The organism is Pseudomonas sp. BN411 (genome assembly GCF_029871235.1).
Classification (GTDB): Bacteria; Pseudomonadota; Gammaproteobacteria; order Pseudomonadales; family Pseudomonadaceae; genus Metapseudomonas.
This window is the reverse complement of record NZ_SSOM01000063.1, coordinates 1-17,414: the sequence shown is the minus strand read 5'-3', so window position 1 is coordinate 17,414 and position 17,414 is coordinate 1. Positions and strand designations below refer to the sequence as shown.

General features: G+C 63.6%; 20 protein-coding genes. 10 read left to right on the top strand and 10 right to left on the bottom strand.

Annotated features, from left to right (window positions below; genetic code table 11):
* Positions 1-403 precede the first annotated feature (403 nt).
* Positions 404-985 carry an MliC family protein gene (locus E8F06_RS09960; RefSeq protein WP_280366631.1) on the top strand — a complete coding sequence of 194 codons (582 nt, stop codon included), beginning with the start codon at positions 404-406 and terminating at the stop codon, positions 983-985.
* Between the two features lie 13 nt (positions 986-998).
* Here the strand turns inward: E8F06_RS09960 and E8F06_RS09955 are convergent, their stop codons facing one another.
* Together E8F06_RS09955 and E8F06_RS09950 are read right to left on the bottom strand one after the other, a co-directional pair.
* Complete coding sequence (locus E8F06_RS09955; RefSeq protein WP_280366629.1) at positions 999-1,295, bottom strand: YgaP-like transmembrane domain; 297 nt, start codon at positions 1,293-1,295, stop codon at positions 999-1,001.
* Between the two features lie 75 nt (positions 1,296-1,370).
* Positions 1,371-1,649, bottom strand: coding sequence for a hypothetical protein (locus E8F06_RS09950; RefSeq protein WP_280366627.1), 279 nt, complete (start codon positions 1,647-1,649; stop codon positions 1,371-1,373).
* A 277-nt stretch (positions 1,650-1,926) separates the two neighbouring features.
* Between E8F06_RS09950 and E8F06_RS09945 the strand changes: the two genes are divergently transcribed.
* Both E8F06_RS09945 and E8F06_RS09940 read left to right on the top strand, forming a co-directional pair.
* Positions 1,927-2,877 (top strand): hypothetical protein, encoded by a 951-nt coding sequence (locus tag E8F06_RS09945; protein WP_280366624.1) that lies wholly within the window; start codon positions 1,927-1,929, stop codon positions 2,875-2,877.
* 58 nt (positions 2,878-2,935) lie between these two features.
* Positions 2,936-3,439, top strand: a complete 504-nt coding sequence (locus E8F06_RS09940) for an anthrone oxygenase family protein (RefSeq protein ID WP_280366622.1) — start codon at positions 2,936-2,938, stop codon at positions 3,437-3,439.
* Between the two features lie 7 nt (positions 3,440-3,446).
* Here E8F06_RS09940 and E8F06_RS09935 read toward each other — a convergent pair whose 3' ends face one another.
* Positions 3,447-4,238, bottom strand: a complete 792-nt coding sequence (locus E8F06_RS09935) for a helix-turn-helix transcriptional regulator (RefSeq protein ID WP_280366620.1) — start codon at positions 4,236-4,238, stop codon at positions 3,447-3,449.
* A gap of 130 nt (positions 4,239-4,368) precedes the next feature.
* Between E8F06_RS09935 and E8F06_RS09930 the strand changes: the two genes are divergently transcribed.
* Positions 4,369-5,184 (top strand): carbon-nitrogen hydrolase family protein, encoded by an 816-nt coding sequence (locus E8F06_RS09930; protein ID WP_280366618.1) that lies wholly within the window; start codon positions 4,369-4,371, stop codon positions 5,182-5,184.
* Between the two features lie 130 nt (positions 5,185-5,314).
* A complete protein-coding gene (locus E8F06_RS09925; RefSeq protein ID WP_280366633.1) occupies positions 5,315-6,367 on the top strand; it encodes a polyamine ABC transporter substrate-binding protein in 1,053 nt (350 codons plus the stop codon).
* Positions 6,368-6,437: 70 nt separating this feature from the next.
* On the opposite strand, the gene E8F06_RS09920 is transcribed toward E8F06_RS09925, so the two are convergent.
* The 3 genes from E8F06_RS09920 to E8F06_RS09910 all read right to left on the bottom strand — a co-directional run bounded on the left by E8F06_RS09920 (position 6,438) and on the right by E8F06_RS09910 (position 9,056).
* Positions 6,438-6,983 (bottom strand): DUF4256 domain-containing protein, encoded by a 546-nt coding sequence (locus E8F06_RS09920; protein ID WP_280366617.1) that lies wholly within the window; start codon positions 6,981-6,983, stop codon positions 6,438-6,440.
* A 130-nt stretch (positions 6,984-7,113) separates the two neighbouring features.
* Positions 7,114-7,674, bottom strand: coding sequence for a nucleotidyltransferase family protein (locus E8F06_RS09915; RefSeq protein WP_280366614.1), 561 nt, complete (start codon positions 7,672-7,674; stop codon positions 7,114-7,116).
* Between the two features lie 977 nt (positions 7,675-8,651).
* Entirely contained in the window at positions 8,652-9,056 is a 405-nt protein-coding gene (locus E8F06_RS09910; protein WP_280366612.1) for a hypothetical protein, read from the bottom strand.
* A gap of 118 nt (positions 9,057-9,174) precedes the next feature.
* Here E8F06_RS09910 and E8F06_RS09905 point away from each other — a divergent pair, with 118 nt between their 5' ends.
* Positions 9,175-9,948 carry a hypothetical protein gene (locus E8F06_RS09905; protein ID WP_280366610.1) on the top strand — a complete coding sequence of 258 codons (774 nt, stop codon included), beginning with the start codon at positions 9,175-9,177 and terminating at the stop codon, positions 9,946-9,948.
* 118 nt (positions 9,949-10,066) lie between these two features.
* On the opposite strand, the gene E8F06_RS09900 is transcribed toward E8F06_RS09905, so the two are convergent.
* Positions 10,067-11,776, bottom strand: coding sequence for an amidase (locus E8F06_RS09900; RefSeq protein ID WP_280366608.1), 1,710 nt, complete (start codon positions 11,774-11,776; stop codon positions 10,067-10,069).
* Positions 11,777-12,111: 335 nt separating this feature from the next.
* Here E8F06_RS09900 and E8F06_RS09895 point away from each other — a divergent pair, with 335 nt between their 5' ends.
* Together E8F06_RS09895 and E8F06_RS09890 are read left to right on the top strand one after the other, a co-directional pair.
* Positions 12,112-12,564 carry a GNAT family N-acetyltransferase gene (locus E8F06_RS09895; protein WP_280366605.1) on the top strand — a complete coding sequence of 151 codons (453 nt, stop codon included), beginning with the start codon at positions 12,112-12,114 and terminating at the stop codon, positions 12,562-12,564.
* 235 nt (positions 12,565-12,799) lie between these two features.
* A complete protein-coding gene (locus tag E8F06_RS09890) occupies positions 12,800-13,324 on the top strand; it encodes a thioredoxin family protein (RefSeq protein WP_280366603.1) in 525 nt (174 codons plus the stop codon).
* Between the two features lie 202 nt (positions 13,325-13,526).
* Here the strand turns inward: E8F06_RS09890 and E8F06_RS09885 are convergent, their stop codons facing one another.
* Complete coding sequence (locus E8F06_RS09885) at positions 13,527-13,985, bottom strand: Ohr family peroxiredoxin (RefSeq protein ID WP_280366600.1); 459 nt, start codon at positions 13,983-13,985, stop codon at positions 13,527-13,529.
* A gap of 367 nt (positions 13,986-14,352) precedes the next feature.
* Here E8F06_RS09885 and E8F06_RS09880 point away from each other — a divergent pair, with 367 nt between their 5' ends.
* Together E8F06_RS09880 and dkgB are read left to right on the top strand one after the other, a co-directional pair.
* On the top strand, positions 14,353-15,093 hold the full coding sequence (locus E8F06_RS09880) for a sulfite exporter TauE/SafE family protein (protein WP_280366598.1): 741 nt from the start codon (positions 14,353-14,355) through the stop codon (positions 15,091-15,093).
* A 126-nt stretch (positions 15,094-15,219) separates the two neighbouring features.
* Positions 15,220-16,035: a 2,5-didehydrogluconate reductase DkgB gene (dkgB, locus tag E8F06_RS09875; protein ID WP_280366595.1), complete on the top strand. Its 816-nt coding sequence runs from the start codon at positions 15,220-15,222 to the stop codon at positions 16,033-16,035.
* A 94-nt stretch (positions 16,036-16,129) separates the two neighbouring features.
* Here dkgB and E8F06_RS09870 read toward each other — a convergent pair whose 3' ends face one another.
* Together E8F06_RS09870 and pqqE are read right to left on the bottom strand one after the other, a co-directional pair.
* Positions 16,130-16,306 (bottom strand): hypothetical protein, encoded by a 177-nt coding sequence (locus tag E8F06_RS09870; RefSeq protein WP_280366593.1) that lies wholly within the window; start codon positions 16,304-16,306, stop codon positions 16,130-16,132.
* A 4-nt stretch (positions 16,307-16,310) separates the two neighbouring features.
* A partial coding sequence (pqqE, locus tag E8F06_RS09865) for a pyrroloquinoline quinone biosynthesis protein PqqE (protein WP_280366591.1) occupies positions 16,311-17,414 on the bottom strand: 1,104 nt, incomplete at its 5' end.

The following is a 17,414-nucleotide window of genomic DNA, read 5'->3' as shown; positions in this document are numbered from 1 at the left end:
ACTCCAGGGCAGACCTTCGGCCTGCTCAGCGATTGAAATCGCCCCCACAAAGGTCTTGAGCTCAGCGCAGTGCCAATCCCATGGCTCTGCTCTACCTGTGGGGGCGAATTCATTCGCCAAGGGCTGCGCAGCGGCCCCCGGAGACTCCAGGGCAAACCTGCGGTCTGCTCAGCGATTGAAATCGCCCCTACAAAGGTCTTGAGCTCCGCGCAGGGCCAATCCCATGGCTCTGCTCTACCTGTAGGGGCGAATTCATTCGCCAAGGGCTGCGCAGCGGCCCCCGGGAATCCAGGGCAAACCTGCGGTCTGCTTGGCGATTGAAATCGCCCCTACAAGGAGGAGGGATTTTTCCCATGGTTTGGTCTTAACTTCTGGTCAAACTACCCCAGGCACGGAGGCCGACATGATCCCCGCAAAAGGACTGATTCTGGCGCTGAGCGCCACCAGCCCGCTCACCATGGCCGATGCCGGCCCGTCTTTCGATTGCACCAAGGCCCAGGGCGTGGAACAGCAGGTGTGTGCGAGCGCAGAGCTGAGCGCGCTGGACCGGCAGATGGCGGATGTCTACAAGGACACCCTGGCCGCCACCGACGCGGCGACCCAGAAGCGTTTGCGCGCCGAGCAACGCGGCTGGCTCAAGGGTCGCGACGACTGCTGGAAGGCCACCGACCAGAACCAGTGCCTGACCCTGAGCTACCAGACGCGCCTGGTGGAGTTGCAGATCCAGTCCGGCGCGGTGGCGGCGCCCAAGTCCGTGGCGTTCGCCTGTGGCGATGCCAGCAAAGCCTTCACCGCGGCCTTCTACAACGACACCGAGCCCGGTGCCGCCGTCTTCACCTATGGCAGCGACCACGCCATCGCGATCAGCCAGCGTACCGCCAGCGGCGCCCGCTACAGCAACGATGGCGTGGATTTCTGGGAACACCAGGGTGAAGCCAAGGTGGAGTGGTACGGCACGCAGATGACTTGCAAGCCGGTGCGCTGACTCTGCCGCGACCCTAGGCCTTGCCTTCCCTCGCCAGCTTGTCCACGGCGCGCTGCAGGCGTTCCAGATCGGCGCGCAGGTGATGCAAGGCCTCGCGGCGGTCGTGGAGTACTTCCTTCACATAGCAGTGGCCGGTCAGCCCGCGCAGCAGCAGGGCGGCGCCGAGGCCAATGTCCCAGATGCCCAGTACGCCGCCACGATGCAGGCCGTGACGGGCCAGGAGCAGGCCGGAGATGACCGAGCCCGCCCGCTCCAGGCCGTGGACATTCTGTTCATAGGCCGGGCCGTTGATCTGCCATTGGTTGTCCATGGTGCGAATCCTCCCGGGGTGGTTTGAATCCTGACCGGCCAACCACGCGGCATGTTCAGCTGCCGTGATGAGCGGTCAGCTCCGCGTCTGGCCCTTTCCGGCTTTCTTGTCGGGGCTCATCAGGTACACGGTGAGAATGAAGCGAGCTGGAACCAGTGACAGCAGCCCGAGCGCGCCGAACGCGGCGATCAGGGTGACGCCACCCGGTGTGGAGGTGACTTCGGTGAACAGCGCCAGGCCGATGGCCAGCAGGAACATCACGCCGCCGAACCATTGCAGCCCCTCGGCCCAGCGAAAGACCGGCGACTGGCGGACCTCGCTCAGGTGTCGGTTGGATTCGTTTTCTTCAGTCATGCGCATGTCCTCGCAGGTTCCATTGGCCACTGGACTACGGGCATTCCCAGTATTCATCAGCATGCATGGGGCGGGGGCTGTCGGGTGGATGGGCGACAAGTGGGCTTGGCTGATACCGGATTGCGACGGGTTTCTCGCGAAACCGTCCGCCGCTTTCCGCAAAGCTGGCTAACCTTGAATCGGCCCTTCGTCCCCCGGCGCCTTCATATCTGAACTACTTGGCCGGGAACGCGGGATGGGGCCAAGCACAGGGAAGACCCGGACAGGCAGGAGCGATATGCCGACGATCACAATCATGCTCTGGAACACCCAGCACCTTAACGACCAGAACCAAAAGCTACCGATGAGCGAGGCATACGAAGAGAAGCTGGATGCCTTGGTCACTGCGGCGTGCGACTTCTCACCGGACATCATCGCGCTGTTCGAGGTCGGTACCACGGCCAGGCCAAACAACCAACTGGTCAAGGACCTGTCTGGCACCTACGAATTGAAGGCCTCTCTGGACCAGGACGGTGGCAAGAAAAAGAACACCACGCTCGGGGCCATGGTCTTCGTCGCCAACGACATTGCAGGCAAATTCCATGAGCCCTACAAGGTGCCGCTGGGGTCCAAGGGCAATCGCAGCACTCTGCTTCTGCAAGCCGAGGGCGGCCAGTTGTTCGCCTTTTGCCATGCCAATGCCCATGGCCCGACCGCCTTCGAGCAGGTGACCGACGACATCCGCTTTGTCGGGGGAAATGCCGACCTGGTGTTTTTCGGAGGGGATTTGAACCACCAGCCTGGCGATTCGCTTGCCGAGGTCAAGGTCACCAACGGCAATACAATGTTGCGATGCCTTCCCGGAACCTGTGGATTTACGCATGTTTCTATTCGCAGTTCCCTGTCGCTGGCCAAGGCGATGTACCAGGAGGTGTGCCGCAATACCGGCGGCACGCCGGGCATGAGCGAGAGCACGTTCATCAACAATTGCATGGGAACGGATGTCGCTTGGGGTGACCTGGCCATTCCATCTCTGCTGGACTACGCCTTCATTGCTGAGAAATGCCGCTGGAAATCGGCCTGCGAGGCATCAGTCCAGGTCACGACCCTGAAATTCGAGAACAAACAGCTCGATCACGTCTACTACTTCCAGAAGGACAAGGTGTATTCGCAGGTACAGCGAATCTATCGAGGCAAGAAGCTGCGTAGCGACCACTTTCCGGTAATTTACGAAATCGAGTACCCATGACGTCTGGAATAGGGGTCCTGAAGTTGTTGAGACTGGATGGAATTGAGGGAAACCGACCATGCCCTTCATCGATGACCTGGCTTTCCTGCTCGCCTTCCTCGCCGTGATCAGCTGCGGGCTGATGGGCGGGCTGTTCTTCGCCTTTTCCAACTTCGTGATGCAAGCCCTCGCGCGCCTCTCGCCAGAGGCAGGCATCGCCGCCATGCAGGCGATCAACCGCACGGTGCTAAACCGTATTTTCCTCGGCGTCTTCCTGGGCACCACGGTTGTCTGCGCGCTGCTTACGCTGTACGCCTTCGTGCATTGGGAGGTGTCCGGCACCTTCTTCCTATTGCTCGGCAGCCTGCTGTATCTGGTGGGCAGCTTCGGTGTGACGCTGTTCTGCAACGTTCCGCGCAACAACGCCCTGGCGAAGCTGGATGCGGGCAATCCGGATTCCTCCGTGCCCTGGCGCACCTATCTGGAAGAGTGGACGCGCTGGAACCATGTGCGCACCGGCACCGCCCTGGCCGCGTCGGCGATGCTGATGATCGGGCTGTTCCTGATGCTGGCGATGGACTAGGGGCTGCTCAAGCCTCCGTGTGCGCCTTGAGGAACAGCGAGAACAGTTCCTGGGGCGACTTGATGTTCAGCTTGGCGTAGATGTGCCGGCGGTGGACCTTCACCGTCTCGGCGGATATCGCCAGCTTGCCGGCCACTTCCTTGTTCGAGCAGCCACTCAGGATCAGTCGGATCACATCCAGTTCGCGGGCGGTGAGCGGCGTGCCAAGACGTTCCATGGCCTCTTCCAGGTTGTCCTGCCAGCGCGCTGCCGGGCGTGGAGCGCTTTCCGCCTTTGTCCCCTCGAAGAACATGCGCTGGCGCATCAGTCCCGCCACCCAGGGGCGGATCATCTCCAGAAGCGAAACCTGCTCCGGGGTGAAGCGCTGACGGCTTCCCAGGGACAGGCACAGGCTCCGTACCTCGTCGAGCTGCACGTTGAAGTGCACCTCGTCCTCCTCCACGAAGTGGGTGAAGTAGAGCTGGTAGTACTCCGTCTGCTTGAAGCGCTCGGGGGCCACGTCGGCGAGGCGGAACAGCCCGGTGGCGGGATGCTCCCGGTTGGCGATGTAGAAGGGGTCGAGCAGGTAGAGCCCCTGCAGGTAGTCGTGGATGAAGGGGTCGGGCCCGTCGCCCTCATAGGGGCTTTCGGCAAAGGCGAGGGGGCGGGAATCGCTGAACAGCAGGACCGCCCAGCTGTCGACCTGGACGTATTCGCTGACCAGACGGGTCAGGGCGAGCCAGAAGTCCGGCTTGTCCAGGCGCTCGATCAGCTGGCCGGCGGCGCGATGCCAGGCCATGTCCTGCAGGGTTGGAATCATCTATCTACCCCCATGGGGTTAAGCACTCGACGTGATAGGAAATTTGCGGGCGGGACGCATACTGGCACCGACCTTTTGCAAAAGTCACTCACTTCCCGGCCGGGGCCCAGCTCGACAACAAGGTCTGATAATGAAGCTCGAACTCGTACAGCTCGCGGGTCGCGATGGCGACACCGCCTACAACCTCGCGCGCACTCTGGATGCCATTGCCCAATGCACGCCCGGTACCGACATCGTGGTATTCCCCGAGGCGCAGATCACCGGATTCCTCAACCGGCAGAACATCGCCGCGCAAGCCGAGCCCCTCGACGGCCCAAGCCTCCGCGCCATCCAGGCTGCGGCGCGCGAGCGCGACCTCGCCGTGGTGGTGGGGCTGATCGAGAACGACGGCGGCCGCTACTACAACACCACTGTGCTCATCACGCCCGAGGGCGTTGCCCTCAGCTACCGCAAGACTCACCTTTGGGTGGGCGAACCGGAGGTGGTGCTGCCGGGTGACCGCTTCGCCACCGTGGAATGGCGTGGGGTGCGCGTGGGCCTGCTGATCTGCTACGACACCGAGTTCCCGGAAACTTCGCGGGCCGTGGCTGCGCTCGGCGCCCAGATCATCCTGATCACCGACGGCAACATGGAGCCCTACGGCCATGTGCACCGTACCTCGGTCAGCGCCCGCGCCCAGGAGAACCAGGTTTTCGCCGTGGTGGTGAACCGGGTCGGGGAGGGCGATGACGACACCATCTTCGCCGGCGGCAGCGCCGTGGTGGACCCCTTCGGCCATGTGCTGCTGGAGGCCGGTCGCCAGGAGTGCCGCCACGTGATCGAACTCGATATGGCGCAGCTCACCCAAGCGCGTGCCCTCTATGACTACCAGGCCGAGCAGCGCTTCCGGCTGCCGGGAGAACGCATCGAGCACCCCGATGGCCGCCGTGAGCTGCTGATTCCCTGAGCGGGACCGATTCGCCATCCAACAACAAGAAACCTGAAGGTGCTGGTCGCCGCCCTGATGCCGGCGGCCAGCCAGGAGCGAACACATGCAATCGAAGTCAGTGAAACTCGGCCTGGCGCTGCTGCTGGGAATGATGGGCGGCGTGGCCACGGCGGAAACCTCCAGCGTGCACCTCTACAACTGGTACGACTTCATCGAGCCGGAAACGCCCAAGGCCTTCGAGAAGGAATCCGGCGTTTCCATGGTGCTGGACACCTTCGACAGCATCGACGTGATGCAGAGCAAGCTCATGGTCGGCCATACCGGCTACGACGTGGTGGTGGTCAGCGGTGATGCACTGCCCAACCTGATCAAGGCCGGCGTGCTGGCGGAGCTGGACCGCAGCCAGCTCCCCAACTGGAACCACCTGGACCCGGAAATCCTCGCCAAGGTGCACAGCAACGATCCCGACAATCGCTATGCGGCGCCCTACATGTGGGGCACCACGGGCATCGGCTACGACGTCGACAAGGTCACCCAGGTGCTGGGAGCGGACGCCCCGGTGAACTCCTGGGACCTGATCTTCAAGGAAGAGAACATCGCCAGGCTCGGCCAGTGCGGTGTGGCCATGCTCGATTCCCCCAGCGAGATCATTCCCATCGCGCTGCACTACCTGGGCCTGCCGCCCAACAGCAAGGACCCGGCGGACTACCGCAAGGCCGAAGAACTGCTGATGAAGATCCGCCCCCACGTGCGCTACTTCGACTCCTCCAAGTTCATCACCGACCTGGCCAACGGCAACATCTGCGCCGTGGTCGGCTGGGCTGGCGGCGTGTACGACGCCCAGGTCAACTCCGAGCGCGCCAACAACGGCCGCCACATCGCCTATCAGATTCCCCGCGAGGGCGCGCCGGTATGGGTGGAAAGCTTCGTCCTGCTCAAGGACGCCCCGCACCCGAAAGCGGCCATGGACTTCATCGACTACATGCTGCGCCCGGAAGTGGTCGCCCGTAGCTCCAACTACCTCGGGTACCCCAATGCCAACAAGGACGCCACTGCCCATGTCGAGGAGAAGCTGCGCAGCAACCCCGGTGCCTACCCATCGAAGGAAACCATGGCAACCCTGTTCCCCCTCGAGCCGCTGCCGCTGAAGCTGGAGCGGGTGAGGACGCGGGTATGGAGCAAAGTCCGCAGCGGGACCTGAGGCGGGGCCGCGTCACGAAGAACCCCGCCCTGGCTGGAAGCCGGGGCGGGCTTCGCTCGCAGCTATAACGCTAGACCTTCAGCGCGCCGCGGAATCCGCGCGCGGCATAGTAGGACTGCGCGCCGTTGTGATAGAGGAAAACGCAGTCGTAACGACGGTCGCAAAAGAGCGCGCCGCCGAGCTTTCTGATGGCGGGCGGCGTTTGCACCCAGCTGGATGTCTTGGTATCGAAGGTCCCCAGTTCCTGCAGTGCGCGGTACTGCTGCTCAGTGAGGATCTCGACGCCCATGGCCGCAGCCAATTCCATGGCGCAGCCGGTGGGTTTGTTCTCCTTTCTCGAATCCAGGCTCTCCCGGTCGAAGCACAGGCTTCTACGGCCGGAAGGACTCTCGGCGGAGCAGTCGACGAAGATGAACTCGCCGCTGTCCTTATCCTGGAGCACCACATCCGGTTCGCCACCGGTGCTCTCCATTTCGCCGAGGGAGCGCAGCTTCTCCGGTGAGGATTCCAGCCTTGCCTGAACCTTCGGCCAATCGACGTCCTTGTGCCGGCCCATGTTCTTTTCGAAACGGGCCTTCAATGTGCCCAGCAATGCCTCGCGTTGCTTTGCGTCCACGCTGCAATCTCCCTTGGATTTTCGACCTTGATTCCGACTCGTCCGAGAGCAGTGCCTCGACGGGCTCCAACCTTAGTAGACGGCGAACGAGGCGCAAGGTTTTCTGCGTCGGCGTGGACAGGGGAATGCTTCAATCCGCCGTGAGAACCTTCAGGTTCGGCCACGTGGTGAGCCAGTCCTTCGAGCCCAGGCGATCGAGATAGATGTGGCGTTTCTCGGCCTGGAACCTCGCGGTGGGGCGGACAACCAGGGTGAAGAGATCATCCAGGCCCAAGGGCGCCGCGACGTCGAGTTCACCCTCTGCACCAAGTCTTATCGCCACCGCGGTCGCCGTCTCCGGCCAGCGGGTCATGGCGTCGGTGGCCGAGGCGTAGGGCAGGTCGTCGTTGCGCAGATGCATGCGCGCCTGGTTCTTCACCGACCAGTCGAGCGAGGGGGCCCTGTTGCGCAGCGATGCCTCGATGCCTGCGTCCACATCCGCGCCGGCTTGTTTCGCATCGAACCAGATGACATCGATGTCCGGCGGCAAGGGGGAATAGGTACGTTGATGCAGGTGATCCCACACCGCGCTGCGCACGAAGCCTGCGGCTACCCAGCAATCCGGCAGCTCAAGGTCCCTCACCAGGCGAAGGATGCGCATGCGTGCGGGATCGGAAGCGATGATGGCCTTTAGCTGGGCAAGCTGCTGCATGGGGAGGGTTGCGGATGCGTTGGGGCGGGACAGGTTATCAATCCCGCCTCGTCGGCGGGTAGGTGGGGATTTGCACTGCCTGTGGAAGCGAATTCATTTGAACTCGGGAAACCACGTCCTTAGGACGTGGTCATGAGTCATCGGCTCTGCTTGTGACGATCGAAATGCTCCGAGTGGCAGGCTGAAGTGGGGGCTTTTGTAGGATGGGTCGGGCGGCGTTCCGCGAGCTTGCGATACCCATCAGCTCTGTCCGCATGGGTATCGCAAGCTCCACCCATCCTACGGAGGCTATGCGGCAGCCAGCAGTCCGTAGCCTGGATGAAATCCGGGGCTATCCCACCGCCGCTACCGGATTGCAGCCGAGCTACGATTGGTCAGCCCGCTCCGAGATGCCCCCTTATAGGGGGCCAAAAGTAAGTCCACGTTCTACGAACGTGGATGTTTACTCGCAAATAAATCCGCTCCCACATCAAGACCCGCAGGCTGAGCGCGACGCAGTGGTGGATTCCCCGACGCAAACTCGACCGCATCAACGACATTCCGTGTGGCCGTTTCTCAGGTCAGTCGCCTACCGTTCGTCACCTGCATACCTGCATGTAAAGCTTCATCGGAACTCCAAAACCCCTCGTGAAAAATCCGCGTCTGTTTCCCTGGTGATTCAATGTGGGAAATTTTCCCGCGAAATAGCTTGCCGTTAAAAAGACCTGCTCTAAGCAGGCCGTTTCGTTATCGCCCATAGCAGCAAGAAATTCCTCGCAGACTTGATGCGGCAAGCCCCCCGTCCGTCCAAAACACTGTGGCCAGAGATGTAAAGGGGCTTACTGGAAGCTCAAACGGAATGAGTTTTCGTAGGGGAGGGGACCCAAGAGAAATGAGACGGAGGCCTGATTATGTCTTTCAAAAAGTGCCTACTCGCTCTAGCGATTGGTGGCGTTCTCTCGGCATCCAGCGTGCTGGTGCCTGACTACATTTCGACTTCATCCAGTGCCCATGCCCAAGACGGAGGCGGTGGTAGCGGTAGTGGTGGAGGAGGCGGCCACGGTGGTGGCGGCAGTGGTAGTGGAGGTGGTGGCGGCCACGGTGGTGGCAGCGGTAGTGGAGGTGGCGGCCACGGTGGTGGCGGCGGTAGTGGAGGTGGAGGCGGCGGCCACGGTGGTGGCAGCGGTAGTGGAGGTGGAGGCGGCCACGGCGGTGGCGGCGGTAATGGAGGTGGTGGCGGTGGCCACGGTGGTGGCGACGGAGGCGGCGGCCACGGTGGTGATGGCGGCGGCGGTGGCCATGGTGGTCACGGCGGCGGCGATGGCGGAGGCGGCCACGGTGGTACCGGACATGGCGGTGACGGCGGCGGTCATGCCGGCAATGGCCATGGCGGTCCGGGACACGGTGACGCTGACCACGGTGGCATGGCTGGTAACCAGGGACCGGGTCGAGGCAATGACAACGACAATGACGCCGACGATAACGACAACGACGCCAGGGACGCCGCCAGGAATGAGGCCGATGCAGCCAGAGACGCTGCAAGAGCTGAAGCGGATGCGGCCCGGGATGCTGCAAGAGCGGAAGCGGACGCGGCCAGAGATGCCGCCAGAGCGGCTGGCGTGCCTAAGGATGACGCGGATGCAGCCAGAGACGCTGCCAGGGCGGCTGCGGATGCCGCCAGAGACGCCGCACGGGCCGAAGCCGATGCAGCCCGGGACGCTGCAAAAGCGGCTAATCCGGATGACGACGATGCCGCAGATGCTGCCAGAGAGGCCGCTGAAGACGCCGCCGATGCAGCTCGGGAAGCGGCCGAAGACGCTGATGATGCAGCTCGGGAAGCAGCTGAAGACGCTGACGATGCCGCCAGGAATGAGGCCGATGCAGCTAGAGACGCTGCAAGGGCTGAAGCGGATGCGGCGCGGGATGCTGCAAGAGCGGAAGCGGACGCGGCCAGAGATGCCGCCAGAGCGGCTGGCGTGCCGAAGGATGAAGCGGATGCAGCCAGAGACGCTGCCAGGGCGGCTGCGGATGCCGCCAGAGACGCCGCACGGGCCGAAGCCGATGCAGCCCGGGACGCTGCAAAAGCGGCTAATCCGGATGACGACGATGCCGCAGATGCTGCCAGAGAGGCCGCTGAAGACGCCGCCGATGCTGCTCGGGAAGCAGCCGAAGACGCTGACGATGCAGCTCGTGAAGCAGCAGAAAATGTTGGTGACGCTGCCCGCGAAGCAGCTGAAGACGCTGCAGATGCGGCCCGAGAAGCTGCCGAGGACGCTCCTGGTGCCCCGGTGGTAGCAGGTCCGACTCCATAACGAGTCAGTAGTGTGAATAGTCGTGTCTCTCGGAGTTCCCGGTTGGTGGTTAGCCGACCGGGGCTCCGATTTTCTTTGATATCTACAGCCCGTTTTCCCCGTCAGCCGCGCGGCAGCGGCGGGGTGCGCGGGGGGATCACGCGCTTCGAACCGGTCGACTCATAGGCCGAAGCGAAACGCAGCAGCGCCGAGTCGTCGTAGGCGCGGCCGGCGAAGGTCAGGCCGATTGGCATGCCGATATCCGCCATCACGCCCATCGGCACGGTGACCGTGGGGACGCCCAGGTGGCGGATCGCGAGGTTGCCGTTGGCAACCCAGATGCCGTTGCTCCAGGCGATGTCCGCCGACTCCGGATTGACGTCCGCGTCCGCCGGGCCAACGTCGGCCACGGTGGGGAACAGCACGGCGTCGAGGCCGAGCTTGTCCATCCAGTCTTCCAGGTCGAGCTTGCGGGTCTTCTCCAGGCCGCGCAGGCCGTCCGGCAGGGTTTCGATCTGGTCCCAGGTCTTCAGGCCGCGCTTGGCCATGTTCACGTACTCGTCCATGCCGGCGACGAGGTCGCCTTCGCGGTTCGGCAGGGTGCCGGGGTCGTGGGGGAAGATTTGCAGGCCGTCGACATCGGCCAGTTTGTTCAGTTTGGGATCGCCGTTGGCTCGCAGGAAGTCGTCGAAGCCCCAGCCCGACAGCTCCCACAGTTCATCGTTGAGGAATTCCTTGGAGACGATGCCGCGGTTGAACACGGTCGGCGCGCCGGGACGGTCGCCCTCACAGTTGGATACCAGCGGGAAGTCGGTTTCGATGACCTCGGCGCCGGCTGCTTCCAGGGCTTTGCGGGCTGCTTCCCAGAGCGCGATGACCGAGGCGCGGGTGTTGATACGCTGGCCGGTCGGGCCGCCGATGCCGGGGTTCTCGCTGGTGCCGGCTTCTTCATCCTTGTTGATGAACATGCGCGGCACGCCGAAGCGCTTGCCTTTCAGGGCATCGGCCTTGGCAGCCAGGTCCAGGTAGGAGGCCGGGCGCACCGAGGCGACGCTGGGGATCGGCACCCAGGGCTGCAGGCGCCACAGGTCACCGCGCTTGTCCGCGTCTTCGGCTACCACCACGTCCAGGATTTCCAGCAGGTCGGCCATGGTCCGGGCATAGGGCACCACCACGTCCATGGTCGGGGTCAGCGGCCAGTTGCCGCGCACCGAGATCACGCCGCGTGACGGGGTGTAGGCGCACAGGCCGTTGTTCGAGGCCGGGCCACGACCGCTGGACCAGGTTTCTTCCGCCAGGCCGAAGGCCGAGAAGCTGGCGGCGGTCGCCGTGCCCGCACCGTTGGACGAGCCAGAGGCGAAGGGGGCGGTGAGGTAGTTGGCGTTGTAGGGGCTTTCCGCGCGGCCGTACACACCGCGCTGCATACCGCCGTTGGCCATGGGCGGCATGTTGGTCTTGCCCAGGCACACAGCGCCCGCAGCGCGCAGGCGTTCGATGGTAAAGGCGTCGCGGTAGGCGACCAGGTCCTTGAAGGCAGGGCTGCCGGAGGCGGCGGTAAGGCCCTTCACCAGGTAGCTGTCCTTGGCGGTGTAGGGGATGCCATCCAGCGGGCCGAGGGTTTCGCCACGGGCGCGGCGGGCATCGGAAGCCTCGGCTTCCTTGAGCGCGTCGGGGTTGCGCACGACCACGGCATTGAGCCGGGTAGCGGTGTCGGGGCCGTCGTAGGCGTCGATACGGGCGAGATAGGCCTTGACCAGTTCGACCGACGTGGTGCGGCCGGACTCCAGTGCTTCGCGCAGTTCGGCGATGGAAACTTCGGTTACTTCGATCATGCTGTCACCGCCGGCTGTTGTTGGGTGATACCGCGACTGTCTGCATCACGCTGCACCTTGGGCTCAAGGAAATCGCTCATCTTCGAATCGGCTCTCATATCGGTCCTCGTTTCCCTGCATCAGGCGGCAGGGTCTGTACTTCACGACCTGGGGCTGGCCAGGTTCTCAGGCGGCCAATTTTTGCACCAAGCTGGTGCTCGGGGGAATCCGTGCAGTGGTTCGCCGGGCTGTGAGCTGTATCGCTGGGTGCCTGCCGTCCTGGTTCGGGATCGGCGTTTGCAGTCTGACTACTGTAGGCTGTGCGGCCAGTTTCAGTGGATGAACCGGTCAGACAGATGACGAACAGAACCTATCGCGAGGCCATTCCTGACGACGCGGCCAGGTGCATCGAGATACGCGGCCGCACGCGGGAGAACGCATTCTCCGCAGAAGAACTGCAGGCGCTGGGTATCACGGTCGCATCCTGGGGCGCGGGCATCGAAGACGGCAGCTGCTCCGGCCACGTCTATTGCGAAGACGGCGAGGTGGTCGGCTACTGCTTCGGCGACAGGGACAGCGGCGAGATCGTCGTGTTGGCGCTGTTGCCCGAGTACGAAGGCAAGGGCATCGGCAAGCAGCTCCTGCGGATGGTGGTGGAGGATTTCCGCGCTGCCGGCTTCACGCGGCTCTTCCTCGGCTGTTCGAGCGATCCAGCGGTTCGTTCCCACGGCTTTTATCGCCATCTGGGCTGGGTGTTCACCGGCGAGCTGGATGACCTCGGCGACGAGATTCTCGAACTCAGGCTTTGAGTGGAACAGTGAATTGCGGGCAAGGCGGTTGGTGCGTGGTCTGTAGGGTGCGCCGTGCGCACCGCTGGTAATCCGGCTGTGCCTATCGCTCACCTGACGCCGAATCGGTGCGCATGGCGCACCCTACAGAAGCTTGCTCCAGGCCCCTCGCCCCAAAGCAATTCCATGTTCTACGAGACTGAAAGATTACTTCCGCCGGGATTGCCATTCCCGGCCCTGCAATAGAGGAACGCCAATGGCTTCTTACGAAGAGCTCTTCGCCATAGGCGAGGGCTTCGACGCCTTCGTCAGCCACGGCCTGCCGGCGGAGATCGCTGGGGTGCAGTCCGTGCAGCGCCAACTGGCCGAACCCGGCGCAATCAGCGAAGCCAGCCGGCAGCGCGTGCAGGCGGTCGAAGGCCGCTATCACCTTTTGGTGGCCGGCGAGATGTGGTGCCCGGACTGTCAGATCAACGTCACCGTGCTCGACTACCTGCAGCGCATTCAGCCGCGCGTTCAGGTGGCCGTCATCTCCAAGGGGCGTGCCGAGGATGACCTGCGCGAGCGCCTGGAGCTGGACCGGATCCCGATTCCGGTCGTACTGGTGCTGGATGCGGATTTCCGTCTGGTGGGCCGCTTCATCGAACGACCGCAGGATGTGATCGCCGGCGGTGATGCGGTGAAGCCCGACTATCGGGCGGGCCGCTACCTGGAAAGCACGCTGCGCGATTTCCTGTCGATTTTCGAAGCGGCTGAAGGGCGGGTAGCCGAGGGCGCGTAAGGGCCCGGCGCATTGATTTGAACTTGGGAAACCACGTCCTGAGGACGTGGTCATGAGTCATCGGCTCTGCCTGTGACGATAGGGCTGCCCGGGTATCAGGATGACCACGTTGCTACGTCGTCGTGGCCAGTTTCGTCGCAGGGAGGAACTCTGGGAAAAGTCCCGCCAGTGCTCCCGAAATTCCTCCTGGCTTCCTGTTGCATCAGCCCACGGTCACGGTCGTGGCGACATCGATGTTGCCGTGGGTGGCCTTCGAGTACGGGCAGACTTCATGGGCTTCCCGTGCAATGGCTTCGGCGACTTCCAGCTCTACGCCTGGAACGCTGACGTGGAAGCGCGCCTGGAGGAAATAGGCGTTGCCGGTCATGCCCAGATCCACCTCGATTTCCACGGCCAGATCCTTCGGCAGCGCAACTTTCCGTTGCTGGGCCACCAGCCCGATGGCGCTGATGTAGCAGGCCGACCAGGCGCCGGCGAACAGTTGCTCGGCGGTCGGGTGGGGCAGGGTAGCGTCGAAGCGCAGATCCTGGTTCTCGCTCGCACCGCGGGGTGCGGAAAGCTGGATGTCGACGCGGCCGTGGTCATTGCGCGACGCGCCTTCGCGGTGGGCGACGGTGGTGTGGGTCTTGCCGGTGAACAGGACTTTTTCGATCTGGCTCATGGTGTGTTCCTCGTGGATTCGTTCGTTTGAAAAGCTGATTGGAGCAGTTGGTTGGTGTTGATCGTATACGAACAAATCGCATGCGATGTGTGAATATTTACGCAGGGACGAAATGACGTCAATAGCGCTCCGCTACCCTTCCAGACGGACGGTTGGCGAGTGCTATCTGAAATGGCGTGCGCGAGTTGATCGTGTCCGCTCTATGTCGGGCGTTCTGCTCGTACCGGAGAAGGCGAAGGCCCGAGAACGGTGAAACGGCTGGGCGTTCGCTGATCGCCCGAATCACTCGAGTTGGGCAGGGGAGCCAGCGGAAAAGCCCGCATAATGGCGCCTCGTCCGCTCCCTATCTGCACAGGCCGTTCTTCCGATGTCATTCGCCGAGCTCTTTCTCCTGGGCATTCCCGCCGTCCTGCTGACGGGTATTTCCAAAGGCGGCTTCGGCGGCGCCCTGGGTGGCATCGCGGTGCCGTTGCTGGCGCTGATGATGCCGCCGACCCAGGCGGCGGCCATCATGCTGCCGATCCTCTGCATGGCGGACATCACCGGGCTGCGCCGCTTCTACGGCAAATGGGACCCGCACAACCTGAAGATCATGCTGCCGGGTGCGCTGGTGGGGGTGCTGATCGGCACCCTGAGCTTTGGCCTGCTCAGCGAACGACTGATCGGCCTGATGATCGGCGGAATCGCCATCGCCTTCTTCCTGCTCAACGTGCTGAATGCCGCCGATTCCCAGGCGCCCACCGAGCCGAGGGTGCTCAAGGGCAGCCTGCTGTCCGGCATCGCCGGCTTCACCAGCTTCGTCGCCCATGCCGGCGGGCCGCCCGTGCTGATGTATCTGCTACCGCAGCGGATGGACAAGGTGCGCTACGTCGCCACGGTGAACTGCTTCTTCCTGCTGATCAACGCCATCAAGCTGGTGCCCTACGCCTTGCTGGGGCAGTTCACCCGCACCAGCCTGACTGCCAGCCTGGCGCTGGCTCCCGTCGTGGTCGTCGGGGTGTGGCTGGGCATCTGGCTGCAGAGTCGGGTCAACCACACCTGGTTCTACCGCGTCGCCTGGGCCGGGCTGCTGGTCACCGGTATCCAGCTGCTCGTGCAGAACTGGTAGTGACCGTCTTGCACGCTGATTCTTGATTTCAAATCAAATAACTTTGGTTGATTGACGGCTTAATCGACAAAATAAAAGCCGACACACTGCGCGCCATTCGAGTCACTGACCTTTCGGAGTGCAGCCATGTCGTTCACCACCTCCATTCCCTCCTTCGGCCTCGGGACCTTCCGCCTGACCGGCCAGCCCGTCATCGATTCGGTGCGCAGTGCACTGGAGCTGGGCTACCGCGCTATCGACACCGCACAGATCTACGGCAACGAGGCTGATATCGGCCAGGCCATCGCCGAGAGCGGTGTCGACCGTTCCGAGCTGTTCCTCACCACCAAGATCTGGGTGGAGAACTACGCCAGCGGCAAGCTGATTGCCAGCCTGCGCGAGAGCCTGGAGAAGCTGCGTACCGATCAGGTCGACCTGACGCTGATCCACTGGCCGGCACCGGGCAACGGTGTCGAACTGCCCGAGTACATGGAAGCGCTGGCGGAGGCCAAGTCCCAGGGGCTGACCCGCCGTATCGGCATCTCCAACTTCAACATCGAGCTGACCCGTCAGGCCGTCGCGACGGTGGGCAAGGGCGAGATCGCCACCAACCAGATCGAACTCAGCCCCTACCTGCAGAGCACGGCACTGACCGCCTTCCTGAAGGAGCAGGGCATCCCGGTCACCTCGTACATGACCCTGGCCTACGGCAAGGTGCTGAAGGACCCGGTGCTGGCCGAAATCGCCGCCAAGCACCAGGCCACTGTTGCGCAGGTCGCGCTGGCCTGGGCGCTGCAGCTGGGCTATGCGGTGATTCCGTCGTCGACCCGCCGCGAGAACCTTGCCAGCAACCTGCTCGCCAGCGATCTGCGCCTTGACGCCGAGGACATGGCGCAGATTGCCGCACTGGAGCGCAACGGCCGCGAAGTCAGCCCCGAGGGCCTGGCCCCGGTCTGGGACTGACGGCCACGCCAGCTGTCCTGATCCGTTTCGGCTCCCGGTGCGCACGGCGCACCCTACCGGTCCTCAGCTTGGAATGCCTGCGAATGGCCAATTATCAGTAGTGGGTCCTTGCCACCGGTTCGCTGTTCGCCACGCAGTACCAGCCGCCAGTGGCTCGCCGCAGGGCTGCGGCTGTTCGGGGCAGACCGGGCTGGTGAAGCACCGCGACATCCAGGCCGTTGTCCAGTTGGATACGCAGGGGGCTGAGGCCTGGTGCGAGTCGGCTGTTCATGGATTCAGCGGCTCGAGGCGATGAGCCGTGCATTCTTCTCATTGCGGAAGGTCAATTGTTCCGGGCCCTTGGCGGCGTGCTCCGCTTCCTCCCGCGCGGCCAGTATCTGGCCGTGGTGGGCGGACTTGGCACACACCGGGTCGGCGTTGCTGGCGTCGCCGGTGAGCAGGAAGGCCTGGCAGCGACAGCCGCCGAAGTCCTTTTCCTTCTCGTCGCAGGAACGGCAGGGTTCCGGCATCCAGTCGTAACCACGGAAGCGGTTGAAACCGAACGACTCGTACCAGATGTGCTGCAGGTCGTGCTCCTTCACATTGGGGAACTGCACCGGCAACTGCCGCGCGCTGTGACAGGGCAGCGCGGTGCCGTCCGGGGTGATGTCGAGGAACAGGTTGCCCCAGCCGTTCATGCAGGCCTTGGGGCGTTCCTCGTAGTAGTCCGGGGTGACGAAGATCAGCTTGCAGGGGTGCTTTTCCGTCGCCAGTTTGGCCCGGTACTCATTGGTGATGCGTTCGGCGCGTTCCAGCTGGGCGCGGGTCGGCAGCAGCCCGGCGCGGTTCAGCTCGGCCCAGCCGTAGAACTGGCAGGTGGCGAGTTCGACGAAGTCCGCCTCCAGTTCCAGGCACAGCTCGATGATCCGCTCGATGCTGTCGATGTTGTGCCGGTGGGTGACGAAGTTCAGCACCATCGGGTAGCCCGCCGCCTTCACCGCGCGGGCCATCGCCAACTTCTGCGCGAAGGCCTTGCGCGAGCCGGCCAGGAGGTTGTTCACCGCCTCGTCGGCGGCCTGGAAACTGATCTGGATATGGTCCAGTCCGGCGTCCTTGAAGGCGTTGACGCGCGCCTCGGTGAGGCCGATCCCGGAGGTGATCAGGTTGGTGTAGTAGCCCAGCTCGCGGGCGGCGCGGATCAGCTCTTCCAGGTCCTGGCGCACCAGCGGCTCGCCACCGGAAAAGCCCAGCTGCGCGGCACCCAGCGCGCGGACCTGGCGGAACACCTCGATCCACTGCGCGGTCGTCAGCTCCTCGCCCTGCTGGGCGAAGTCCAGCGGGTTGGAGCAGTAGGGGCACTGCAGCGGGCAGCGGTAGGTCAGCTCGGCCAGCAGCCAGAA